This is a genomic window from Agrobacterium sp. CG674, assembly GCF_053521645.1.
On sequence record NZ_JBNWDZ010000008.1, the window covers coordinates 129,287 to 153,748 of the forward strand.

The 24,462-nt window shown below is 57.9% G+C and carries 22 protein-coding genes; 5 read left to right on the forward strand and 17 right to left on the reverse strand.

The genetic code is table 11. From position 1 onward, the window contains the following. Window positions 1-61: 61 nt before the first annotated feature. From ACQZ51_RS19715 to ACQZ51_RS19765, 11 genes are all read right to left on the reverse strand, one after another. On the reverse strand, window positions 62-928 hold the full coding sequence (locus tag ACQZ51_RS19715) for a sugar phosphate isomerase/epimerase family protein (RefSeq protein ID WP_448779805.1): 867 nt from the start codon (window positions 926-928) through the stop codon (window positions 62-64). After that, window positions 925-2,235 (reverse strand): DUF6005 family protein, encoded by a 1,311-nt coding sequence (locus ACQZ51_RS19720; RefSeq protein ID WP_448779806.1) that lies wholly within the window; start codon window positions 2,233-2,235, stop codon window positions 925-927. The genes ACQZ51_RS19715 and ACQZ51_RS19720 overlap by 4 nt, the downstream gene beginning before the upstream one ends. Beyond that, on the reverse strand, window positions 2,232-3,506 hold the full coding sequence (locus tag ACQZ51_RS19725; protein WP_448779807.1) for an AMP-binding protein: 1,275 nt from the start codon (window positions 3,504-3,506) through the stop codon (window positions 2,232-2,234). Before ACQZ51_RS19725 ends, ACQZ51_RS19720 begins: the two co-directional genes overlap by 4 nt. Continuing rightward, the gene (locus tag ACQZ51_RS19730) at window positions 3,503-5,230 is read right to left on the reverse strand and encodes an IucA/IucC family protein (RefSeq protein ID WP_448779808.1); all 1,728 of its coding nucleotides are present in this window, start codon (window positions 5,228-5,230) and stop codon (window positions 3,503-3,505) included. Before ACQZ51_RS19730 ends, ACQZ51_RS19725 begins: the two co-directional genes overlap by 4 nt. Next, window positions 5,214-7,001, reverse strand: coding sequence for an IucA/IucC family protein (locus tag ACQZ51_RS19735; RefSeq protein WP_448779809.1), 1,788 nt, complete (start codon window positions 6,999-7,001; stop codon window positions 5,214-5,216). Before ACQZ51_RS19735 ends, ACQZ51_RS19730 begins: the two co-directional genes overlap by 17 nt. Window positions 7,002-7,217: 216 nt before the next feature. Beyond that, window positions 7,218-8,267 (reverse strand): Gfo/Idh/MocA family protein, encoded by a 1,050-nt coding sequence (locus tag ACQZ51_RS19740; RefSeq protein ID WP_448779811.1) that lies wholly within the window; start codon window positions 8,265-8,267, stop codon window positions 7,218-7,220. Between the two features lie 6 nt (window positions 8,268-8,273). Beyond that, the gene (locus tag ACQZ51_RS19745) at window positions 8,274-9,059 is read right to left on the reverse strand and encodes a ThuA domain-containing protein (RefSeq protein WP_448779813.1); all 786 of its coding nucleotides are present in this window, start codon (window positions 9,057-9,059) and stop codon (window positions 8,274-8,276) included. Window positions 9,060-9,120: 61 nt separating this feature from the next. Next, complete coding sequence (locus ACQZ51_RS19750) at window positions 9,121-10,146, reverse strand: ABC transporter ATP-binding protein (RefSeq protein ID WP_448779815.1); 1,026 nt, start codon at window positions 10,144-10,146, stop codon at window positions 9,121-9,123. Between the two features lie 10 nt (window positions 10,147-10,156). Continuing rightward, window positions 10,157-10,990 carry a carbohydrate ABC transporter permease gene (locus ACQZ51_RS19755; protein WP_448779817.1) on the reverse strand — a complete coding sequence of 278 codons (834 nt, stop codon included), beginning with the start codon at window positions 10,988-10,990 and terminating at the stop codon, window positions 10,157-10,159. Further along, a complete protein-coding gene (locus tag ACQZ51_RS19760; protein ID WP_448779819.1) occupies window positions 10,987-11,955 on the reverse strand; it encodes a carbohydrate ABC transporter permease in 969 nt (322 codons plus the stop codon). The genes ACQZ51_RS19755 and ACQZ51_RS19760 overlap by 4 nt, the downstream gene beginning before the upstream one ends. 68 nt (window positions 11,956-12,023) lie before the next feature. Next, entirely contained in the window at window positions 12,024-13,277 is a 1,254-nt protein-coding gene (locus tag ACQZ51_RS19765; RefSeq protein WP_448779864.1) for an ABC transporter substrate-binding protein, read from the reverse strand. A 273-nt stretch (window positions 13,278-13,550) separates the two neighbouring features. Between ACQZ51_RS19765 and ACQZ51_RS19770 the strand changes: the two genes are divergently transcribed. The 3 genes from ACQZ51_RS19770 (at window position 13,551) to ACQZ51_RS19780 (ending at window position 15,214) form a co-directional block, all read left to right on the forward strand. Further along, window positions 13,551-14,588, forward strand: a complete 1,038-nt coding sequence (locus ACQZ51_RS19770; RefSeq protein ID WP_448779865.1) for a substrate-binding domain-containing protein — start codon at window positions 13,551-13,553, stop codon at window positions 14,586-14,588. A gap of 110 nt (window positions 14,589-14,698) precedes the next feature. Further along, a complete protein-coding gene (locus ACQZ51_RS19775) occupies window positions 14,699-14,893 on the forward strand; it encodes a hypothetical protein (RefSeq protein ID WP_448779821.1) in 195 nt (64 codons plus the stop codon). 162 nt (window positions 14,894-15,055) lie between these two features. Further along, the gene (locus tag ACQZ51_RS19780; RefSeq protein WP_448779823.1) at window positions 15,056-15,214 is read left to right on the forward strand and encodes a hypothetical protein; all 159 of its coding nucleotides are present in this window, start codon (window positions 15,056-15,058) and stop codon (window positions 15,212-15,214) included. Between the two features lie 3 nt (window positions 15,215-15,217). On the opposite strand, the gene ACQZ51_RS19785 is transcribed toward ACQZ51_RS19780, so the two are convergent. From ACQZ51_RS19785 to ACQZ51_RS19805, 5 genes are all read right to left on the reverse strand, one after another. Further along, window positions 15,218-16,099 carry an SMP-30/gluconolactonase/LRE family protein gene (locus ACQZ51_RS19785; protein ID WP_448779825.1) on the reverse strand — a complete coding sequence of 294 codons (882 nt, stop codon included), beginning with the start codon at window positions 16,097-16,099 and terminating at the stop codon, window positions 15,218-15,220. A gap of 65 nt (window positions 16,100-16,164) precedes the next feature. Then, window positions 16,165-17,820: an acyltransferase gene (locus tag ACQZ51_RS19790; RefSeq protein ID WP_448779827.1), complete on the reverse strand. Its 1,656-nt coding sequence runs from the start codon at window positions 17,818-17,820 to the stop codon at window positions 16,165-16,167. A gap of 71 nt (window positions 17,821-17,891) precedes the next feature. Beyond that, window positions 17,892-18,272, reverse strand: a complete 381-nt coding sequence (locus ACQZ51_RS19795; RefSeq protein WP_448779829.1) for a response regulator — start codon at window positions 18,270-18,272, stop codon at window positions 17,892-17,894. Continuing rightward, the gene (locus ACQZ51_RS19800) at window positions 18,262-21,669 is read right to left on the reverse strand and encodes a chemotaxis protein CheB (RefSeq protein ID WP_448779831.1); all 3,408 of its coding nucleotides are present in this window, start codon (window positions 21,667-21,669) and stop codon (window positions 18,262-18,264) included. Before ACQZ51_RS19800 ends, ACQZ51_RS19795 begins: the two co-directional genes overlap by 11 nt. 50 nt (window positions 21,670-21,719) lie before the next feature. Next, entirely contained in the window at window positions 21,720-22,289 is a 570-nt protein-coding gene (locus ACQZ51_RS19805; protein WP_042616760.1) for a PAS domain-containing protein, read from the reverse strand. A gap of 220 nt (window positions 22,290-22,509) precedes the next feature. Between ACQZ51_RS19805 and ACQZ51_RS19810 the strand changes: the two genes are divergently transcribed. Beyond that, on the forward strand, window positions 22,510-22,707 hold the full coding sequence (locus ACQZ51_RS19810) for a Flp family type IVb pilin (protein ID WP_192065965.1): 198 nt from the start codon (window positions 22,510-22,512) through the stop codon (window positions 22,705-22,707). Window positions 22,708-22,712: 5 nt separating this feature from the next. Here the strand turns inward: ACQZ51_RS19810 and ACQZ51_RS19815 are convergent, their stop codons facing one another. Then, on the reverse strand, window positions 22,713-23,609 hold the full coding sequence (locus ACQZ51_RS19815; RefSeq protein WP_448779833.1) for a methyltransferase domain-containing protein: 897 nt from the start codon (window positions 23,607-23,609) through the stop codon (window positions 22,713-22,715). 61 nt (window positions 23,610-23,670) lie between these two features. Between ACQZ51_RS19815 and ACQZ51_RS19820 the strand changes: the two genes are divergently transcribed. Then, window positions 23,671-24,447, forward strand: coding sequence for a ComF family protein (locus ACQZ51_RS19820; protein WP_448779867.1), 777 nt, complete (start codon window positions 23,671-23,673; stop codon window positions 24,445-24,447). Window positions 24,448-24,462 lie beyond the last annotated feature (15 nt).

Consider the following 24,462-nt stretch of genomic DNA (forward strand, 5'->3'; position numbering starts at 1 on the left):
AGACGCTGCGGAGCGACTCTCTAACAGCAAAAACATGATCTAGAAGTCATATTTGAAAACTTTACGGCCTCGCGCGCCGGATGGGCCTTGTTCCCCTTAGTTCAAAGGGGTTTTCAAATCCAATTGCGCGGCGAAGAGCTTTGCAGTCGTCGCGGAGAACTCTTGAGGGATCATCGCCGAACCATTCAAGCGAAATGTCGGCATGCTTCACATCGTCCAGGGCAGGGATCAGTGCGGCATAGTCTATTGCGCCCTTGAACAGGGGTGTCATGCCGGTGCGGTCACCCGCTGCCGAATAGACATTGCCGGGTTTGAAAACTGCCAGGTGGCGGCGCTCGGTGATGTTCTTGAAGTGATAATGCTGCACGAATTCACCGATCTCTCGGTGAAGCGCCACGGGATCATCCCCCGCCTCCCAAACATGCAGAACATCGAAATTGATCGCTACTGCCGGGTGGTTGATCTCCTCGAGCAGCCGAATGGTCGATACCGCACTGTCGGCCAGCGTATCGGGATGGGTTTCGATCAACAGGGTCACGCCATGCTGCTGAACGACGGCTGCAACGTCACGAAGGCGGGCGACGAGATGGCTGCGTTCCTCGGCGGATGTGCTCGCGCTCGCCTTTCCCCCGGCAAATGTCCGGATCTTGCCCGCTCTCCAGCGACGTGCGAGTTGGCAAAGCTCGACTGTCCTCTCACGCAGCACCTCTATATCGCCCTCAAGCGGCAGGTAATCGCTGATCATCGGAACAACGAGCCCATAATTATGAAGCCAGTCGGCATTCTTATCGGTCTGGGCTTTGAGATTGCGGGCATGGGCGCCCCATAGTTCGATACCATCGAACCCGCTTTGTTGGGCAAACCGTGCAATTTCCCCAAGCGAGATCAGCTGGTGGCGGAAGGTGATCGTGCATAGGGAAATGTTCAACCGGCCAGCCTCCGCTGAGCAGTCGCAGACGACGCACAATTTTCCTCGCGCCATTGCGAGAAGACCTCGCCAAGTCTGGTCTTGAGCTTTGTCTCAAGGCGGTCAGCCTCATCCAGTTGCGCATGGACGGCTGTCGCCTGCGCCGGGTCTTGTGTCTGGGAAAGTCTCATGCAGGCATAGTGAAGGTTCTTGAGCGACTGAACGAGGGCTTCGATCTCTTCGCACCACGTCTCGAATTCCGCAGATGGCAGCTTTAGAGCGCGCCAGAAGAAGGCAAAGCCGTGCTCATAGGCGTATTTCCGAATGGTTAGGACGGGCAGTTCACGAACAGCAAGCTCGAGGTCAGACAGGGTTAGCCCAGCCTCACCATTGAGATGGGCGGCAATGATGGTCCGGACTGCGTCCACAATGGGATTTCGCTCAACAATCAGGCAGCTTTCAAAATAGGCCCTGAGATCATCAGCGTCAGGCGCCCGCGCCTGCGCAATATCAAACACATAACCGCCGCCGACTGTCGGCTGCATGATGGCGTGGATCACCTTGTCGCGTTCCATCACCCCTTCCCAGCGATAATCGGGATCATGGACGAACCACGTCGCGTCATCTCCGGTTTCCTGCAGCATCAGATAGTGCGGAAACGGGTTCTGGTTGAACTTGTTCTCGCGCTCGGGCATGTGGAACATGTCCAGCATCACCATGACGCAATCGGTGTCCTTGCATGTGCGAACCAGCTCGGTCATCACAGCCAGATTGTCCGCCTTGCTCAAGGCCGGGTCGTACCATTCGCGCATCTGGACGCCGTAGAGCCGTTCAAACCATGAGCGGAAAAACTCCTGGCTGATATCGCTGGCGTGGTAGCGCAGCTGGTAACGGTCACTGACGGCAAATTTCGTGTCCCAGATGCCGCAATAGAAGGCGCGGTGATCCAGACCGCGCTTCTTCAGCCCGTCGCAGACGCAACTGACGAAGCAATGCACTTTGATGTCGTAATAGGCTTCGCCGTGAACGCCCTCATCGGTTTCGCCGCCGGTCATCGGAAAGCTCGGCACAGGCAGAGACGAGGTCTCCGGCAGATAGAGGCGCACCAGATCATCGACAGTCTGGATGTCCTCACCCGAGATCGCCTTTTCCGGCATGGCAAGGCCAAATTCCAGTTCAAGGTTCAGGAAGACCTGAAGCACCAGAACCGAATCCAGGTAGAGATCTTCATTCAGGCGGGCATCTGGCCCGAACCCATCCATGTGCGGATGCGACATATGGTCGGTAAGAACGGTTTTTACGGCGGAATAGATATCGTCCCGGGTCATGATGCCACTCCGGGCTGGGCGGGAAGAAATGCACCGGCGGCATGGCGCGCGGCAACATCGCGACGGCTGATCTTGCCATTGGCCTGACGGGGAATATCCGCCACCTGGATCATTTCCGATGGCAACTGATGGCTGGCCAGCTGTTGGCTCAGCCATTCCCGCAACGTGGCGGTCGAAACCGCGGTTTCGGCGCTGTAGAGAAGGGCCACGCGCTCTCCGGCAAACCGATCGCTTTTGCGGAAGGCGACGGCGTCCGATATGCCGGGCATGGCGGTTGCTGCATCTTCAACGTCTTTGGGATAGACGTTGAGGCCAGCGACATTGATCATGTCGTCCATGCGGGACACGAACACCAGCATACCATCGGCTCTGATATAGCCGAGATCGCGGGTGTGGATCGGCTGCCCATCGGCCTTGTCGATGATGATCTCCGATGCGGCGTCGAGCTCTGCGCCTGCTTTGGCCGTCACATGCGGCAGAACGTAGCCCATGTCCTGGGCGGCGGTGAGGTCCGGGTTGATGGCGACGCAGCCTGCTTCCGAGCAGCCATATTGCTGGAACAGATTATCGCATTTTTCGCGAATGCGAACGAACCAGGGTTCTGGCAAAAGCGTGCCTGAGGTCATGGCTGCATGCATTTTTTCTCCCACTGGCAAGAGCTGCGCCAGCATGTGGAGGATAGCGGGCGATGAATAGAGTAGGGGCCGCTCCGTTTCGCGCATGACTTTGAGGATATATTTCGGATTTGAGGTCTCGACCACGATGGGGGCGATGCCGCGATGCAAGGCAACCAGAATGCCGCAGATCAGCCCATAGGAATGGGTTGTCGGGCAGGCGACGATGGGCGTCATGGTGGCGGAGGCGGTAAAACTCTCCACGTAGCTCGCAATCTCGGCGTCGATACTCTGCCATGTCCGCGCAATCAGTTTCGGTGCACCTGTGGTGCCGGAACTCATTTGTAGCAACTCGCCACCTTCGCTAGCCGCAATACTTTGTGGAAGGACTTCACCGGCAAAGCTGTTGTAAAACAGCTTTGCGCAACCCGCCTGCAAGGCCAGCTTTTTCGCTGCCTCAAAGGGTGTGCTGGGGTGGATAGGCAAGACGCTGGCACCGGCATCCCGGATTGCGAAAAACAGGGCAAGCCATTCAGCCGTATCGGCAAAGCACACGGCATAACGCTCGGAGCGTGAAAAGCCCGCCAATGCGGCAAGCTCTGCGGATCGCTTTTCGAAATGCGCTTTGTCATAAAACTGGTCGCCAATGGTGATCATGGCATGGTCCTCCGTTCGGCTGAAGCTTTCACGAGGAAGTTCGGCACGGTGTGGTGATATTCCGGCTCGCGAGCGAGCAATTTTCGGGTGAGAAGAGATTCGGTGCGGATGGTTGGATCGTCGTAGCCAAGTGTGGCCATACGTTCACTCGCACCATGTTGCGCGGCGTAGGTTGCGAGCAGGCTCTGCACCCGCTGCCAGAAGCTTGCCTCGGGAAGCTGGTAGGCATGCTCGAAAAGATGGGCGATTTCTGCCAGATTATAGACAAACAGCGTATCGACCACCAGTTCGCGCAAAGAATCCATATTGTCCGTCCAGTAATACTGGTCCGGCTCGGCGTTTCGATAACGCGCATCCAGCGCCATGAAATCCGGAGCCTTTGCCGGCTCGCGCAGGAAGGAGGGGCAGAATTCGACGCTTTCGTGGAAATCCCGCAGCATCAGCCGCACCGGCCAGCCGTTTTTGTGCACCAACAGCATGTTCTGGCCATGCGCTTCGACCGCCAGACCATGATGGACGAGGAGGTGCCAGACCGGGAGAACGGAAATTTCCAGCAGGCGATTGAGCCACGGCATGAGGCCGAATTGCTCGACCCACGGCGCGACGAAGGGTTTCTGGTCCGCTTCCAGCATCATCAGGGCGTTGAAGGGAATAACCTCTTCGCCGGGTTGCAGCTTGGCCTGCGCACTCTCGCGCCAGATGGCACCGATGCGGCCTGAAAGATCGCCCTCACGCTCTGCCAGAATGCCTGCATATTCGCTCAGAATATCAAGAGGATATGCGTCATGAAACGCGGCGTCCCCATCCACCATCCCGCCGATCCAGCGTGACAGAACAGGTGCGGTGCAGACGGAATGCGGATCGAGAACGCGCAGGGACGATGTGTTGACGACTTCAAGCGGCAGCTTGATGCTCGCCGCCAGCGGTCGGTCGAGATTGTGCAGGCTTCGCAAGGATTGGCTGGCGATATAGCGGTCGCCGAAATGCCCAAGGCCATGGAGTGTGCCCGCAGCGATCAGGCTTGCGCCTGCTCCATCCTTCAAGCGTTGCCATTGCCATGGATGCATCGGCACTAGCGCAAAGTCCTGCCAGTCGAGACCTTTTTCTCGGCGGGCGTCGTCAATCTGGCTCCATGTGTCCGCGCCCAATTCGCGCTGCCAGAAATCCGCCTCATCAAGGTCAAGTTGCTGGCGAAGATCGCTACGCTCATGCAATGCCCAGAAAAGCTGGAACGGCTCTGCCGTCTCAGGACCGAAACGCTCATTGTCTGCGGTGGTGAAACCAAAGCGTGCTTTGAAACACGGATGGTAAGGGTGCCCCTCATGCATCGCGCCATCCAGCTGCGCAAAGCCCAAGTCGCGACGGTTGCGCGAGGGTATGTTGTCCTCATTCCATTGGCAGAGCGTTGCCGTGTGGTTGAGTTCACCCAGCAGTTTGCTGCGCGTCACATCATTGCCGGGAAGGCCCGCGACGATGACGTCCAGCGAGGGTCGTGCCCAGTCATTGTCACCTATCTTCACTTCCACCGAGTGGGCAAGAATACGCGGACGACCAAAGGTGCCAAGCGATGCCTTGCAGCGGTATTCCTGTCCCTCGACAGTAAAGACCAGCATGTCGCCCGGCTCGATGCGGAACGGTACCAGACCTTCAAACAGCGCTGCGGCCACCAATTGCCGCAAGACCCTGTCCTGCGGTGTGGCGGTGATTTCAAGAGGCAAGGGCATGGGGCCTCACAGTGTCGGTCATGATGCGTGCGCTTGAAAACAACGGGTTCGGCATTTTGCGATAAAGCCCGTGATCAACAGTCGAACTCAGCTCGTCCATATCAGCCAGTCGGGTTGCCAGATTGGCCTTGGTGCCGATATCGCCATTATCCAGAATATGCCGGATGAAATCGAGACCGAGACCGCCCATGGAGAGCGCATGGCTCTCCAGCCGCTCGCGCAGCATGCGCAGCAGTGCCGTTTCCTCAGCCAGCCCATCATGCGCCAAGCGGCTGATGACGGAAAACACCTGATTGACGATCAGGTAATAGGCAAAGCGGTCACGGATTTCCGTTTCCGGGAAATAGAGGGAGTTGATGGTTTCTGTTTCCGGCACGATGGCGGCAATCGCTGCCTGGTGCTTTTTGGAAAGGTAGAAACCCTGATTGTCCCGGTAATAGCCCATGCGCGGATAGCCGCTGCCGATGTCGAGGAGGCTGTTCTGCTGGTGGGCCTCCAGTGCGATGCCGTATCTCTCATAGATATCGATGACCGGCAGCACGGCGCAGTCAACATAGGTCCTGAACCAGGTGAGAGCGGAGGATGCGATGCTGCCTGCCTCGGTTGCGTGAACGCGACGGATCAGCCGCTCCATGCGTGACAGGCGACCGGGAAGGGCCTCAGCCGTCAAGGCGGCAAGCGTGACAATGCCCGCAGCGCCCTCTGCCCGGAACGGATTTTCCCGGAAGATGGTCTCGAAGCCGCTTTCTCTGCGGCCGGGAATATCGAGCGTTATGAAGGCAGGGTCCCTGATGATGCGGAATGAGGGCATGTTTGCTGAAAGGTCGAGACCATCGATCAGCCTTGCCATGGCAACGCCTGCATCCAGTTCATCGCGCCCGTTGATGCGCACCGAATTGGTGATGCGAACAGGGAGCGAGAATTTCAGCATCCACTCTGCTTCATCGCTCCAGACGGTGCGCACGGATGATGTGGCGGTGAAGGCTGCACCGGCAGGCCCCAGCGCCCGCAGGCTGCCATCGCGCATCAGGATTTCAATATCAGGATCAAGCATCAATGCCTGCGCCTGCAAGGGGTGCATCGGCAGGAGCGTTTCATCGTCACCGATGGTCAAATCCCGCGCGCTTCGTCCGGCAAGCTCTGCAATGATCGCGTCGGCGGGCTGGCTGGTTGCGGAGGCTTGGGCGATCAGGTGGCGCTTGGCTGCGAAATAATGCAGCTGAAAACGACCGTTGAACTCCGGCGCATAGGTCTTCTGCTGCCAGAATGTCATGCCCTGCCGGCTTTTCGGTGTGGGATGCAGCCAGTGGCCGTAGACGAGAGATTGTTCTGCCGCGATGAAATCATCGCGCTCGTCGGCATTTTCCAGCGCATGTTCTATATTGGTGCTGATCTGCTGATGGCTGTCCATCACGCGCAGCAGAAGCTCAGTTTCGCAGCGGTTGAGATTGCCGCGTCCGGCGACCGCCGGTTTGCGATAGGCCTCCCGCATCAGCGCCTGCACGGCTGATATGGGTGACCAGTCGTGCCAGACGGTTTCGGAAAGAGAGCGCTGCCATATGCGGCCAAAATGGTGCGGACCGCACAGCGAGGCGGATGTCACCTCGGCCCTGATCACCATGCGCTCGCCGCTCAGCAGCCATTCGACGCTGTCGATCTTGCGCGGGAATACGTCATGATGGACGGACGCACCCGCGTCGATCTCGCGCATATAGCAATTGGCGAAGCTTTGAAATGTGGCTGCCTCCGCAGCTTTCCAGGCAGCAGGCATTATACGATTCGCCCGCGCTGGCTATTGATCGGAAAGCGAGGTCGGAATGGTGCTGAAAAATGTCGATCTTGCATCATGCGGTTCCTCGTCCAACTCCTGGATGTGCCATGATGGAGAGACGACCGAGCCGCGTGATTTTTTCACGGAAGGGAAATTTTCTTGCAACGAAAAAGGGGCCGCGTGTGAACGGCCCCTTCGATTTCAAGCTTTAATATGTCAGGCGGAGACGGCGATCTCGCGCCTCTCGCGGTCGGTAACGATGGAAAGATCGAGAACCTTCTGGAGATTGGCGGCGTGGCGGAAATCTGGGTCGGCCGGTCCGCCCTGCATCACGGCGCGCGCGAATTTCTCGTAGTTCGTCTCGACAGGGTCCACCTCGATGTCGCGCCAGACGGCCTTTTCCACATCATCGCCCAGGCAGCCACGCAAAGTGGAATATTCAGGCGTGTGGATGACCTCGACAGCTCCCTTGTCGCCATGCAGGCGAAGCCGCAGCTCGTTGAGATGCCCTGTTGCCCAGCGGCTGGCGTGAATGACGCCCATGGCACCGTTTTCCAGTTCCGCCGTCATGGTGAAACTGTCATTGGCGTCGAGGTCGTAAACGTCGATCTTGTTGCCTTCATATTTGTCGAAGGTCTTCAGGCGCGTGAAAATGCGTTCCACATCGCTGCCTGCGCCATAGGAGGCGAAGTCGAGAATGTGGATGCCTACATCGCCCAGCACGCCGTTCGACCCATGCTTGGTGGACAGACGCCAGAGCCATTTGCTCTCGGTCATCCAGTCGCCCCAGGCCTTGGAAACCAGCCAGCTCTGAAGATAGGAGGCTTCCATATGCCGTAGCTTGCCGATCTTTCCGCCTAAAACCATCTGCCGCGCGACCTGCAGCGGGGCAACATTTCGGTAGGTCAGGTTGACCATGGCGACGAGGCCGGCTTTTTCCGCCGCATCTGCCATCTCAGCCGCCTTGACATAGGTTTCCGCCAGCGGCTTTTCGCAGAACACGTGCTTGCCTGCGGCCAGAAGTTTCAGGCTGGTCGGATGGTGGATGGCATCCGGCGTGACATTTGCAACGGCATCGAATTCGCCCCATTCAATCGCATCGTCGAGCGAGGTGAAGGTCGATGGAATGTTGTGGCGGGCGGCGAAAGCACGCACGACCACATCGTCCACATCCACAGCGGCAACAAGTTCAACGCCTGAAATCAGCGAGAAGTGCATGGCATGGGTATTGGCCATGCCGCCTGTTCCTAGAATGACAAGTCTCATGATGGATTACCTGTACCCTGCTTCGCCAGCGGAGTGCAGCTTGGGACCGCGCTCCTCGATTTTTTCCGGTGCTTCCTCCACCGGCACGTTGGGCGCATCGTGAATGGTTTTCAGCGCACCGGCGGGATTATAGGCCCACTTTACCGAATTGCTGATGACCTTCTGCACGTTGGCGTCGTGATAGGTGGGGTAGGTTTCGTGGCCGGGGCGGAAATAGAAGATGTTGCCCGCGCCGCGACGCCATGTGAGGCCGGAGCGGAAGACTTCGCCACCCTGGAACCAGGAAATGAACACGGTTTCAAGCGGTTCGGGAACGGAAAACTGCTCGCCATACATCTCTTCGTTCTCAAGCTCGAAATGCTCTGGCAATCCTGCCGCAATCGGGTGGCGGGGATTGATGGTCCAGATGCGCTCGCGCTCACCCGCCTCGCGCCATTTCAGCGCGCAGGGTGTGCCCATCAGGCGCTTGAACGGCTTGGAGAAGTGGCCGGAATGCAGCACAATGAGGCCCATGCCTTCCCAGACGCGTTTTGCCACGCGCTCGACGATCTCGTCGTCCACAGCGCCATGGTCCTTGTGGCCCCACCAGATCAGCACGTCAGTCTTGTCGAGCCGCTCCTGCGAAAGCCCGTGTTCCGGCTCCTGAAGTGTGGCTGTCGTTGCGTTGATCTCGGGTTCCTTGTTGAGGGCGTCCGCAATCGCCGTGTGCATGCCGTTGGGGTACAGGGCACCAACTGTCTCGTTGATATGCTCGTGAATATTCTCGCCCCAGACGACGGTATTAATGGTCATGTCTATGCTCCCTGGTGAACCGGCGCGGCTGGACAGCCGCCCGGTGAAGATGGTTGTTCAACTATGCGGCACGCGAACGGGTTCCGGGCAGCGCATTGCCCTGCGCGTCGAAGCGGTGAATATGTTCAGCCAATGGTGCCAAAGTCAGCTTGTGGCCGGCTTGCCGGGCGGACACGCCTTCCTCGCGCACCACGACTGGCTCTTCCGTGCCCATATCGACATAGATATAGGTGTCAGACCCCAGCATTTCGGCATGCACAATATCGCCTGTCCAGCCGCCGGTGCCGTCGGTCGCGGTAATGTGTTCGGGCCGGATGCCGACGGTATGAGCACCATAGGCTTCCGCAAGCTTGCCGGTCAGAAAATTCATCTTCGGAGATCCGATGAAGCCTGCGACGAATGTGTTGACGGGTGCTTCATAAAGCTCCAGCGGCGTACCCACCTGTTCCACACGGCCATCCCGTAACACGCAAATCCTGTCTGCCAGCGTCATGGCTTCTACCTGATCATGCGTCACGTAAATCATTGTTGTGTCAGGCATAGTGCGGTTCAATTTGGCGATTTCGAGACGGGTCGCCACGCGAAGCGCCGCATCGAGGTTGGATAGCGGCTCATCGAACAGGAAGACCTTGGGGTCGCGCACGATGGCGCGACCAATGGCCACGCGCTGGCGCTGGCCACCGGAAAGCTGCTTGGGCAGGCGTTGTAGGTAAGGCGTCAATTGCAGCATGTCCGCTGCCGCCTCCACCCGTTTGCGCCTGTCTTCCTTGCTGGATCCGGCAAGCTTCAGGCCAAAGGCCATATTCTCGAACACGGTCATATGCGGGTAAAGCGCATAGGATTGAAACACCATGGCCACACCCCGCTGTGCGGGCGCAAGCCGGTTGACGACCTCGTCCTCAAAGGAAAGCTCGCCGCCGGTGATTTCTTCCAGCCCGCAGATCAGCCGCAAAAGTGTGGACTTGCCGCAGCCGGATGGGCCGACAAAGACCATGAACTCGCCGGAGTGAATATCCATGTCGATGCCCTTGATGACATCGAAAGCGCCGAAGGATTTTTTGATATTGCGCAGTTTTATGCTGGTCATGAAAAGTCTCCTAACCCTTGACGCCACCAGCCGTGAGGCCGGAAATGATGCGCCGCTGGAAGATCAGAACGAGAATGACGAGGGGCACGGTGACGATGACGGAAGCCGCCATGATCGTTCCCCATGGAATTTCAAATTGCGAACTGCCTGACAGAAGCGCGATGGCCACCGGCACCGTTCGCTGGTCGTTTGATGACGTAAAGGTCAGCGCAAACAGGAACTCGTTCCACGCGGCAATGAAGGCCAGAAGGCCTGTCGTGACCAGCGCTGGCCACATCAACGGCATAAACACCTGCGTGATGATGACCCAGGGCGAAGCGCCATCGACAATCGCTGCCTCTTCGATTTCCATCGGCAGATCACGCATGAAGGTTGTCAGCACCCACACCGTGAAGGGCAGTGTGAAGATCATGTAGGAGAAGATCAGCGCGAGTGGTGTGTTGAACACACCCGCCCAGCGGATCAGCTCGAACAATCCGGCCAGAACCGCGATTTGCGGAAACATGGAGACAGACAGGATCGTCAGCAGCAGAAGCGAGCGTCCCTTGAACCGGACACGCGCCAAGGCGTATGCCGCTGTCACGGCCAGAAACAGCGACAGCACCACGACGCAGGTTGCAACCAGCAGCGAATTGCCCAGATTGCGCAAAAAGCTGTCATTGCCCAGCACGTCGCTGTAATTGCTGAAGGATATGTTCTTCGGCAGATAGTTGATCTCGAACAGCGCCGTTCCTGTCTTGAAGCTTGTCAGAATGGCATAGTAGAACGGAAAGATCGCAACGATCACGATAATGGCGACAAGCGCATAAAACGCCGTCGTCTTGATGAAGCTGGAAGCTGTCATCGTGCTCCTCCATCCGTGTTAACCCGGCCAAGCCACATATAGATGATGGTGATGGACGCGATGATGAGAAACAGCATGGTGGATGCCGCCGCGCCATAGGCGAACTTGTCGAAATCGAACAGGTTCTCGCGGGCAAGCACAGACATGGTTCTGGTCTGGGAATTGTTCGGCGTCAGAATATAGATGAGGTCGAAGACCCGCATGGCATCCAGCATGCGGAAGATGACCGCGACCATCAAGGCAGGGCGGATCATCGGCAATGTCACACGCCAGAACACCTTGATGGGGTGAATACCATCGACCTTTGCGGCCTCATACATATCCTTCGGCACCATCTGCAAACCGGCCAAGATCAGCAGCGCCATGAAGGGCGTGGTCTTCCAGACATCGACGATCAGCACAGCCGTCATCGCTGTTTCAGGGTTGGCGGTCCAGGCGATCTTTTGCGATATCAGGCCAAGGTTTAGCATCATATCGTTCAGGATGCCGAACTGGTCATTCAGCATCCAGGCCCACATGCGGGCCGAAACGATGGTCGGAATGGCCCAGGGAATGAGAATGGCGGCCCGCACCAGCCCGCGACCCTTGAACTCCGCATTCAGGACCAGCGCGACGATGAGCCCCAGCACGGTTTCGATCGAAACCGAAAGCATGGTGAACTTTAACGTGTTCCACACGGCTGCCCACCAGGCCGCATCTGCCAGAAGGCCGCGATAGATGGTGCGACCGCTGCTCAGCGTAATCCAGGAAAGATAGTTCTTGAGGCCGACGAATTGCGCGTCGGAAAGATTGGTCAGCGACGCATCCGTCAGGCTGAACCATACGGTACGGACCAGCGGCCAGCCAGCCACGAGCGCCAGCGTCAGAAATGTCGGGGCGAGAAACAGCCAGGCGGAGCGCAGACGCTGCGAATGCAGGTCAGAGCCTGCCGAGGCCGCGGGCCTGTCAGGGGGTATCGTTTTCATCAGGGATTTCCACCATTGCTGAAGAGGTCAAGCGGCCGGTGAAAGGCGCTCGACCTCGATGCGCCAGATTACCAGCTGTTTCCCTTGAGATCGGTCAGCTCGACTTCGAGAAGTTCGAGGTTCTCGGCAGCGGTGCCGGTTCCCGATAGCGTGTTGTGAACCGCGCCCCAGAACTTGGCGGAAACCTCGTTATACTTCACCTTGGTTGCCGCCGATGGACGTGGCACAGCGGTCTCGAAGATCGGCTTCCACAGTGGCATGAAAGGCTGCGCGGCTGCGACATCCTTGTCGTCATAGAGCGAGGCGATGGTCGGCATGTTGGAAAGCTCGATCGCCCGCTTCTTCTGTGTTTCCTCGGAACCAAGGAATTTCACCAGAGCAATCGCGGCTTCCTGGTTCTTCGAATATTTCGAAACCGCAGCGTTCCAGCCGCCCAGAGTGGAGGCACCTTCTTCGCCCTCGGTTCCCGCTGGCAGTGGCACGACGCCGAACTTGCCCTTGATGGAACTGTCATCGCCATTGCCCAGCGCATAGACATAGGGCCAGTTTCGCATGAACACGGAATTGCCCGTCTGCCAGATGCCGCGTGCTTCCTCTTCCTTGTAAGCAAGCGCGCCCTGCGGAGAGATCGTGCCGATCCAGCTTTTGGCCATCTCCAGAGCCGCTGCCGCCTTCTCATTGTTGATGCTGATATCGCCATTGGTTTCAACGATGCGCCCGCCGCCCGCCGATGCGATCCACTCCAGCGCGTTACACGTCAGGCCCTCATAGGCGCTGCCCTGAAACACGAAGCCCCACATGTCCTTCTGGCCGCCTTCGCGTTCCTTGTCCTGAATTTCCTTGGCGGTCTGCGACATCTCTGCCCACGTCTTGGGTGGCTGCTTGCCGTATTTCTCCAGCAAGTCCTTTCGGTAGAACAGGGCGGGTGCATCCGTGTACATCGGCATGGCCACCAGCTTGCCATCGACTGTCTGCGACGCGACGACGGAAGGGAAATGCTTGGCAACGACATCCTTGGCAGCGGCGCTCAGATCCACGAATTGCTCAGCCAGCTGTGGGGCCCAAACAATATCTGTCTGGTACACGTCAACATCGGTGTTTCCAGCGGCAAGCCACAGGCGATACTGGCTGAATTGTTCGCTTGACGATGGTGGCATGGTCACAAGCTTGACCTTGTGGCCGCTCTGTTTTTCAAACTCCACCAGACGCTCACGGATAAAATTCAGATTCTTGCCGGTCGAATTCGCCGCCATCGAAATCTCGGCAGCCTGCGCAGATACGCCTGCCGCCAGCACGGCGCTGCACAGCGCAATCACTCTCATTGAATCACCCATTGTCAAACCTCCTCCATGACGCGCCCAATCTTTTCCCAAAATTGAAAGCGCTTTCGACTTACGGAAGCTGGCAAATTCTCATTTGTCTGTCAATAGGCGCTCAAAGAGTTGAATATCCTTCATTTCTGGCGCCTTATGATGAGGCCTAGGCGATTGAGGGGCGTAACCTCATGATCAATCGAATAAAAATTGAAAGCGATTTCAATTATTGCGCTTGAATCTTTTTTCTGATGATCGCATTCAGTAGAAGACGGGGGGATGATGAAGCTCAAGGAATTTGCCGAAAAAGTAGGGTTGTCGCCTACCACGGTCAGCCGCGCGCTTGGCGGCTACCCGGAAGTGCGCCAGGAAACCCGCGACCGCGTGGCCGAGGCTGCCCGCAAGTATGGCTACAGGCCAAATGCGAATGCCGTTCGCCTCGCAACGGGCCGGGCAGGGGCCATCGGCGTTGTGATGGGGCGCAGTGGCGGCGGGCATTTCTTTTCCGAATTCATGGGCGGCATGGCCACGCGTCTGGAGACCGAAGACACCGATATGCTCGTCAGTGTCACGACGGACAATGACATGGCGCAGGAGCTTAAAATCTTCAGCCGTCTGGCCGAAAGCGGGCGGGTGGATGGCATCATCATTCATTCGCCGCGTCCCGATGACGAACGCATTGAACTGCTTCACAAGCTCGGGCTTCCCTTCATTGTCCATGGGCGCTCGAAAACGCGGCTTGAACATGCCTGGCTGGATATCGACAACCACGCGGTTGCCCACCTGTCCACGGTTCATCTTCTGGAGCGCGGACACCGAAAGATAGCGTTCATCAACGGCCCGCAGGGCAGAACCTTCGTCATCGATCGTGAGAAGGGCTATCGCGATGCTCTGGCATTGATGGATATCGGGCCGGATCCACGGTTGATGATGTCTGCGCCGTTCAGCGAGGAAACGGCGTTCCAGTTTGCCCGCTCCCTTCTGGAGCAGGCCTCCCGCCCGACTGCATTCGTGGCAGGCGCCATGATGACGGCGCAGGGTGTGTACCGGGCGGCAAGCCAGCTGGGCCTCGTTATTGGCCGGGATGTGTCGGTGATTGCCCATGACGACGTGTTTCCCTACCTCACGCCTGAAAGCATGCTGCCTTCTCTTTCAACCACCCGTTCGTCCCAACGCAAGGCGGGAGAGCGTGTGACAGACCTGCTGCTGCAGATCATTGCGGGGCGGCCGGTGAGCGAATGTCAGGAGCTTTGGCCTGTCGATCTCGTTCTGCGGCAATCATCTGGCCCACTGAACGAAAATTTGAGCGGAGCAGCGTAACGGATTATCAAGCGGACATGTTATATTGTGGTCTCGCGGATGATTTGGTGCCGGTCTGGAGGGAACGCGGGCACCAATCGAAGCGTTGAGATGTCAAATGGGAGGAAGCCATGTTCGATTTCTTGAAAACACCACGCGTCTCCACCGTCTCGGACGATGAGACCGGCACCTATGCCGACGCTTTCCTGCAAATGGCAGAGCTTCAGGCTGCCCGCACATCAACGCCTGAGCCGGGTCATGAAGCGCATATTCGCGATTACGGCAACAGCCGGCAGGTGGCCCGTGGATCTCTCGGCTTCGCCTGATCTTCAATCTATTTGGAACCCCATGGGGTTGCCAACGTTTACCTTATGAGACTGCAAGACGGGCAGGACAGAGTTCAACTGGACCTGAAGTGGCGAACGAAAGTGGACCATGGGGCGATGTGAGACACTGACTGCCCGTCGCAATTTGTGAGGTGAAAACTGATGACAGTTATACCCGTCGAACCCGTTCCGGGCGATATGCCGCCGCTTGCTCCCCAGCCGGATCTTCCGCCCGTTCAGGAGCCTGAACCGGATACATTGCCGGACACCTTCCCTAATCCCAACCCGGATGAGAATGACGACATTCCACGGGTTCTCTAGAGGTTACCTCGCAAACCTGTGAACCGGTACTCCGGGCGCAGGCGCATCAAACGCAATGACGGTTCCAGCTACGCTGGTGCCGTCATTTTCAGTTGTGAGGCTCGTGACATAGAGCGTCTTCATGTCAGGTCCGCCGAAGCAGGGCATCGTCGGCCCCTTGAACGGCAAGGTGTAGATTTCAACGATCTCGCCATCTGGCGAAAAGCGGTTCAGCTTTCCAGCCTGAACGCCCGCACTCCAATAGAAACCCTCGCTATCGGTCGCCCCTCCATCGGGTCTACCTTCGCCATCTTTGAAATCGTGCAGGCGCTGTGGAGCGCCGATTTTCCCGGTCTGTGGCTCGAAATCGAAAACCTGGAGCAGCAGACCACTGCTATCGGAGTGGTACATTCTCTGCCCGTCCGGGCTCCAAGCCAAGCCGTTTGACGTGAACATGTTTTGATCGATCTTACGCTGTACATCACCGTTTGGCGCGACACGGTAAAGCCGCGCATTGGCAGTCGGCGGCACCGCCTCATCGCGTGTCCCCACCCAAAAATGGCCATCCGGCCCTATTTTACCATCGTTCAGACGGCTGTCAGGCCGCCCCTCATCAGGGTCGCACAGCAACTCGAGCCGACCATTGGCCGGGTCTAGGAGGTGCACGCCGTTTTGAAGACCGACAACGATCATCTTGCTTTCACACAGGCCAAGACAGCCGACCGGAGCCGGCATCTCGAAACGCTCCAGCTTGCCGCCATAGCGAAGGCAAAAGACGGCAGGCGCCGGAATATCGACAAACCAGAGATCACCCGTCCGCTCATCCCAAACGGGTGATTCACCGACTTTCAGCGGGACATCAATGAGTTGTCTGAATGTTGGCTCGATCGTGCGTGGCAGTTTCATTATTCTCTCCCCGTCCGTCACCGGCGCAAAGCCCGGAGCTCAAGGCTTTTGGTGCGAAGGTGCCTCTATAATCCCAAACCCACAGCCTGTGTGCGGTGGATACCTTTTGGCACGAAAGCAAACTCATCGGCCATCCCCAGAATGTCAGCGGCGATGTGCAGTGTCGAAAGCCACATCTCCGTGCCTTGCAGACCCGGTTGCTGGCCGCTCGCAAAGGCAAAACCTTGATTGTCCTGCCACATCTGCGCGCAGCGCAGTATAACGCTCTCGGCAATAGCTTCTGCGTCTGGCTTCCTCGCATCCGTCTGCTTCAGGCACAGCCAGAGCGGATGGACCGTGTCGAGCAGATTGCATGCGGTAAACGTCTCGCCCGAAAAGCCACCGTAATTTCGGTAGTTGGTGATGACGGAATTGATCGTGGCCTCGGGGTAGGGCACTGGCAAGCCAAACTGGGCATAGGTGCCGCGCGTCAGGCGGTAAAAGCCGTTGACCGGTTGCAGCAGGCCTTCCGTCGCCGTCAGCTTGCCCCACAGTCCCGTCGTCCGGTCGGCATGCATGGTCAGCCAGCCGAACAGGGCTTCCCTGCCGGTTGCAACCCCGAAATAGCGTGCATTGAAATAGAGCGCGGTGCCGATGGCATCGATCCGGTCCCCGCACCGCCAGGCGCGGTTGCTCCATGGCAAACCATAGAGCCAGCCACAAAGGGAAGCCGCATCCATTTGCGCTGATGTCACGGCATGCTGTGGATGAGACCCCAGAACCTCCAGCGCATAGCCGATGGCCAGCACATTGTAGAGCGCTGCAGAATCCTCGAAAATATCGCTGTCGGGCTTTGGCTGCAAAAACGGATCCGGGAAAAACCCGGTGGCCGGATCTTGAAATCCCCGCAGCCTCGTCACGAGTTCCTGCGCCTCATCGCCCTTTGGCACGCAGCCAAAGCCTGCTGCGATTTCGATGGCGTCGCACTCATGTCTGAGGCTTTGATGGGGAACACCATTTGCGCCCGGCGACAGATAGTGGCCATCGGTTTTCGCCCGCTCCACAATGGTTCGCCATTGCGCGGCCCCGGCCTTGCCGACCCTCTGCAAGGCTTCAGAAACTTCGCTGCGGCGCGATTTTGTTAAACCGGCCTTTTCGCCCCGTTTGCGAATGACTTTGGCTGGCACACCGCCCGCAATCGCCATGTCGGGAATGTCTTTCACGACAACGGAACCGGCAGCGATGACGGCACCGTTTCCGATGGTTACGCCATCGAGAATAACGGCATTGGCGCCAATCCACACATCGTCGCCAATGGTGATGCCCAGCATCTCATGCTTTTGCTGATAGATCGGCACGTCGGGATCATCGAAGCCGTGGTTGAAACCGACAATCGAGACGAGGGAAGCTATGCGAACACCATCGCCGCAGCGTACCTTGCCGGAGATGCAGGCATAGGGGTTGACGCTGCAATTGGCACCGAACTCCACGTCACCGCGCACGATGGCATGGCCCGCAATCCAGGATCGGTCGCCCAGTTTCAGCCGTGAAGTGAAAATCTGCGCGTCCCGCGCCACATAGGCAGACTGCGCTATATCGGCTCCGGCAACTGCTGAAAGGTTGCGTTTGATGGCCCGCTGGGCTGGAGCGTCGATGTCTTCGGGCAGGCGTTCCCATGTCAGGATCTGAAGCCTGTCTTCCCGTTCAAGAAAGTGGCTCTGCCCGGCTTGCATCTCGTCCATCGTCCGCACTCCTCATATCGAGGCGCTTTTGTCGCCCGACATGACAGGCGAGACAAGGGAAAATGTAAAGATCAGCCAGTGCGGCGGAAGGGTTCAATCTGTGTCACAAGCTGGTTCACTTCTCTCACGAGGCTGGTCGGCAGGCACGGCTTGGGACAGAAGGCAGATTGCGGATAGACCTGCTCCAGCGTGCGGCCATCCGCATGGCCGGAGTGAAACACGAAGGGAATGTTGGTGTCTCTCAGCTTGTCGGCGACAGGAAACACATCTCCGTCCACCAGCCGCACATCCAGGATGGCGCACGTAGGCTTGTTCTCTTCAAGGTAGGAAAGCGCTTCAGCCGTGCTTGGAAAAGGTCCTGCAACGGTCCAACCCTCGTCTTCGAGAGTCATCTGTATATCCATTGCCACGAATGTTTCGTCTTCAACAAGCAGTACAGTTTTATGCGACATGTCGAACCTTGATCGGCATCGTCAGAGTGTGGGTCAGCCCTTCTCCAGCGATATCAGTTGAGACTGTGCCCCCGAGTTGCCTCGCAGCGCCAGCCAGAAGAACTGTTCCAAATCCAGCTTCTCCTGGGGCCTCAACGGCCTCAGGGCCAATTTCGTTCCATGTCAGATGAATATGCGCGTCACGCTCTTCCCACTGAATGTGCAGCTTGCCATCCGGCTTGCTTAGAATGCCGTGCTTGAGGGCATTCGTGGACCATTCGTGAAGAATGAGCGTCAGTGGCGTGATGAAGTTGACGGAGATCAGCAACTCACCGCCCTTGATGTCCATCGTCGCGTGCTGGTTATAGGGCGTCAGAATTGTTTCGATGAGATCGTGAATGCGAACGGCCGATGTGCGTTTCTGGTTGGAAGCAAGCGAATGCGCGCTCCCCAGCGCCAGAATCCGGCCCTCGACATCCTGCACCAACCCGCCAACAGTCTCATGCTTTCGCGCTGCCATGCGCAGAATGCCGCCGATCATCGCGAAAAGGTTTTTGACGCGGTGGTTCATCTCGTTCAGCATCAACTCGCGGGCTTCGGAAAGCTCGTATTCGGCGGTCACATCCACACTCACGCCAATCACTCGCCCGGGGTTGCTTTCGTTCACATGGCGCGCAAAGGTTTTCAGCCAGCGCGGCTGGCCGTCATGGCTGGTAATGCGGGATGTCAGCTCGAATCCCGTATGGTCATCGATCGCTGTTTCCAGCGCCTTGCGCAGTTGCTGGCGGTCTGTGTCGCTGAAGCTTTCCAGCACCGCCTGAAGTGCCGGTGTTCCATCGCGGGTCTGAAGCAACTCCATCGCCGTCCCGCCCAGCACGAACTCACCCCGGTCCGGCAGGAATTCCCACACACCAATACCCGCTGCCTCGATTGCAAGCTGATACCGCTCGCGTTCGGCGTTCAGCTGGCTTTCAACCCGCAGCGCGTGAGAAATATCGGTCATGATGATGGTTGCACCGTCTATCGTGCCATCGGCGGTGCGATAGGGCAGAATGCGCAGCGAAAATGTCCGCTCCTGCTCGCTGTCATTGACGGTCTGGTTATATTCGACGCCGTCTTCCATCACGGCGTGGACGCGTGTGGAAAAGTCGAGAGACGGGAACCGGCTCGCTACCTCAAACAGCGGGCGTCCACGGTCGGTCGGCTGCAACGGGAATATGGCTGTGGCCGCACGCGTATAGGAGCGCAGCCGCATGGCGCTATCCAGCACGATCACGGCAAGGCTAGTGGAATCGAAGAAATTCCGCAGGTCCGTATTGGCGACTGTCACCTCATCGACCTTCGTCTTCAGCTCGTCATTGACGGTCGATAGTTCCTCATTCGTCGATTGAAGCTCCTCGTTCATCGACATCATTTCTTCATTGGAGCTTTTCAGCTCTTCATTGGCCGTTTCCAGCTCTTCGGTGGCTGAGCGAAGCCTGTGCTTTGCCAGACGCAGCTCCCGTTCCAGCGCCTCGACATGGTCGTCGCCCGGTTCCAGTTCCACCAGCTCGCTGGCTTCCAGCGGGGTAAACACCGATGTTTCCTGAAAAACGAGCAGACAGGTGTCGCCGTCGAGAGGATCACAGATGATCTCTGTCTTCAGAGACCCGAAATCCGTCAACACATCCACATTGCGCGCAATGATGCGCTTGCCACTGGCACGCGCCTGCCGCACCAGAGCACCCAGATTTTCCCTCACACCGGGGCGCGCCAGCGCTGCCGCGCTGGTTTCGCTGGCACCCGTGGGAAATTCGAAGAAGCGGCTCAGGCGACCATAGGCGGCAACAATCTGCCCGTCATTGTCCAGCACGACACTTGCAGGAACATAGCGCTCAAGCAGCTTGGATGCGGCAAGTTGCTCGATGGGTTCGGGCGTGCGGGCCACTTGCCCACGCGATTGAGCAGAGCGTCTGGCATTCTGCTCGCCGGGCAGCGGAATAGGGTATGTCGGAGAGCCGGGAAGGCGCTCGAACAGTCTGGCTTTCTGGTCGATGACGGAAAACACAGTGTCGAACCGACCAACGGTTTCAGACGAGCCGAGAAACAGAAAGCCGCCTGGGCGGATCGCATAATGCAGAAGCGGCATGACCGTTTTCTGCAATGTGTCGTCAAAATAGATCAGCAGGTTGCGGCAGGACACCAGATCGACCTTGGAAAAAGGCGGATCCTTGATCAGGCTGTGGCCGGAAAACCGGATCATGTCGCGGATCTGGCCGATGAAATTGAACCGCTCCTTGTGCGGAATGACATATTGCTCCTGCAATTCATGCGGTATGTCGGCCAGCTGCGCGATCGGATAGGAGCCTTCCCGCGCAATCCTCAGCATGCTTTCGTCGATATCGGTCGCAAAAATCTGCACATTGCACGGCAGGTTGAGGGTTTTGGCGGCCTGCGCAAACAGAATTGCAATCGTATAGGCTTCCTCGCCGCTGGAGCAGCCGGGTATCCAGACCCGCACGCCCTCCTGGCTGCCGGCGGAATCCTGCATCAGCCTCGTGATGGCGTGTTCGTTCAGCACGTCGAAGGACGAGCGATCCCGGAAAAAGCGGGTCACATTGATCAGAAGATCACGAAACAGCGCCTCGCATTCGTCGTGGTCGCGCTGGACGCGCTGCAGATACTCATAGCCTCGGCTGATGCCCAACACATGCATGCGCCGCTCAACCCGCCGCACGAAGGTGGTCTGCTTGTAACCGGCGAAATCATGACCGATGGTGCGGCGCAGTGCCGAGCACAGGTCATCGACAATGTCGGCAACGTCATTGCGTTCCCGCTCTTCCGCACTCTGGTTCTTGCGGAAGAAAAAGCCGCCAATGCAGGACAGGATCTGCTGCGGTGGCTTCACGAAATCCACCAGCCCCGTGCCTGTCGCAGAAACCGGCATACCATCGTATTTGGCGGTCGATGGCTCCTGAACGACGCAGAGGCCACCATTTTCCTTGATGGCGCGAAGTCCTGTCGAGCCATCTGCCCCGGTGCCGGATAGAATGACACAGGCCGCATTCGATTGCTGGTCGTTTGCCAGCGATATGAAGAAGTCGTCAATGGGACGACGCAGGCCGCGCGGCTGCGCAAAGTCGTTGAGAACAAGGCGTCCCTGTTCGATGCTCAGACCCTTGCCCGGAGGGATGATGAAAACCGTATCAGCCGTGATGGCTTCGCCACCCTCGCATTGCAGCACGTCCAGCCTTGTGTGTCGGTCCAGAAGCTCAGCAAGCATGCTTTCATGGTGCGGATCAAGATGTTGCACCACCACGAAGGCAAGCCCGGTCGGCACATCGGCTGCGCTCAGCATCTCACGCAGAGCTTCCAGGCCACCAGCAGAAGAGCCTACGCCGACAACGGGCACGGAATGAGCGATATTTTCCTGAGACAAAATGGGTCCTTGAAATGTCCAAAGCTGGAGCGATCAAAAAACGGGAACGATCAATACGGGGTGTTTTGTTCCAGTTCCGCCAAAGTGAGTTTTGCCTGAGCTATCGTGTTGGTGGAGTTTGCAATCATCGCAAGGGTCCCCTCGATCATGATATTGTGGTCATCAAGCAGCGGCTTGAGCGTCTTCAGGGTGTCGTCCAGCTCCAGGTCATAGGCTTGAAGCAGGTGCTTATGGGCACGGCTGACATCGAACTGTGAGGCAAGGATGTAGCGAACCTGTCCCGAGTTTGCCTTCAACTTCGACATGAAGAGCAAATTCACAAAAGGACTGCTGTCCTTGCGAAAATTGACGATTGTCGTGCGCATCGTCGCTGGACCGTCGGCTTTGAGAAATGCGTGGATCTTGCCACGAGCCTCGGTGTTGGGCGCATTCGTTCCGTTCTGGCTGGTCTGCAGCATTCGGCAGTTTTTACCAACCACGTCGTCGCTGCCATAGCCCGTCAATGTGCAGAATTTCTGGTTCACCAGGGCAAGATGCTGGTCACCGCCAGCGTGGGACAGAGCAAGGGCGATAGTCGATTTTTGGAAGAAATCCTGAAGGGGAGGATCAATCTCTAGCAGTGGCCTATCGCTCTTCGTTCATATCTGGGTATTCGTTTTTATTATAATATTCTTCTTCATGAAAGGTTTCAGCGGTGAAATTAAGACGGCCAGGCTGTCGACGCATTCCGTGCGGCGGCATGGTCGGTCTCGGCGTAACAGTTTGCACATCTTATTGCGCTAAGTTGCCCGTGGGTTTCATCTGCGTGTCTCGAACGCGCGGGGGTAAAGGGTGTTGGGCATGACAGGCAGAACGGATTTCGTGGCACGCAAATTGATGGCTCTGGCTGCGGACAGCCGAGGCGCGACGGCCATCGAATACGGCCTTATCATCGGTATCATCGCCGCTTCCTTGATTCTGGGCATGGAAAGCATTCGAGATAATCTGCTGGCGATCTTCAAGCTTATCAGCGATACGCTCGCCAACTCACTCGCCTGATTTTCCTATTCGTCACCGCGCTTCGGCAGCTTGATTTCGGTTGTTTTCAGCGCGTCCGCCAGCCGTGTCTTGGCAGAGCCGGGTCTCAGCGGCTTTTGCTGGCTCTCATGCGGTGCCCAGCCCGATACGAAGATGATCGAGAATGTCGCGCGGATGCGGCCATCGGGGTCACTGTATCTTTCCGCGTATAATTGCGCGGCGCGCATCAAAAAACTGCGGTTCAGCGGTCTTTTGCTGCGTCCTATCATCGGGTTGGCCATGCCCATGGCGCGCAGGTCACGCATCAGCGGCAGGATCGAATCGTAGCGCACCGTATAGGTTTCCGTATCCGTCACCGGCAGCGCAAAGCCCGCCCGCTGCAACAGTGCGCCAACATCACGCACATCGGCAAAGGGTATGACACGGGGGCTCGCGCCGCCGCTCATCTCTGCCTCGGTTGACAACAGAACATCACGCAATTCCTGTAGCGTGCCAGCTCCAGGAATGGCGGCCATGAAAAGCCCGTCGGGCTTCAGGGCGCGGCGGATCTGTATCAGGGTGCCCGGCGTGTCATTGGTTAGATGCAGGCTGAGCGGCGAAACCACCAGATTTTGCGATTGCGGCTCAAGCGGCAGATGCTCGATGGGTGCCACCAGCATCTGCTCATCGCCGTCTGCGAAAGCCGGATCAATCTCAACGCGCCTGACGCTCCCGACCTTGCCGGTTTCCAGCAGACGCCTTGCCGTTATGCCTGTCGCGCCGTGCAACTCCACGGCATTGTCGAAATAGCGCTCGATGATGGCGATGCGATCGGCAAGTTCATCCGCCGTTATATCGAGCAGAAACGCAGCCTTTTCATCGCGCACGCGCCAGGCGCGCATGCGGTTCTTTTCGATCAAGCCTGTGTCAAAAACGATATCCATGCCGTCATCCATCCAAATTTTGCTATCGCAAAGGCACCCGTTCGAGCCTATTGTCAACCTCATGGTCCAGTGGGAAAAGCCTGTTGCAAGCGATGTCGAGGTGGGTGTGCTGCGCGCCGTCTGGCGTGCGGTGGCCGATCTCGTCTATCCGCCATCCTGCGTGGGGTGTGGCTGCAAGACCAGACAGGGCGGCGCCCTGTGCCCGATCTGCTGGGTGGACGTTCAGTTCATCGAGCGGCCCTATTGCGAGGTGCTCGGCATTCCCTTTGCGCGTGACCACGGCCCCGGAATCCTGTGCGCTCAGGCCATCGCCGAGCCACCGCCCTTTGAGCGCCTGCGTGCAGCCACGGTGCATGATGGTCCAGCGCGAAAGCTCGTCCATCAGCTGAAATACATGGATCGCACCGACCTCGCGCGTCTCATGGCGCGCTGGATGCTGCGCGCCAGTGATGGGGCGGTTGCGGCCTGTGACTGTATCGTGCCGGTGCCGCTCCACAGGCGGCGCTTTCTGGCACGCCGCTTCAACCAGTCTGCCGAGCTTGCGCGGCATGTGTCCGTTCTGGCCAGCAAGCCTCTGGTCGCATCTGCCCTTGTCCGCATTAAACCGACCAGCCGGCAGGTGGGCCTATCGGCGCGGGCGCGCAAGAAAAATGTGCGCGGTGCCTTTGCGATTGCGCCCGGTCGCGAGTCCGACTTCGTGGGCAAGCGTGTCGTTCTGGTGGATGATGTCTACACCACAGGTGCCACGGTTGCGGCCGCCGCCCGCCGTTTGAAGAAGGCAGGTGCCCGCGACGTCACCGTTTTGACCTTTGCAATGGCGATTTCCGGTCCTATATGAAACGTCAGAACATGT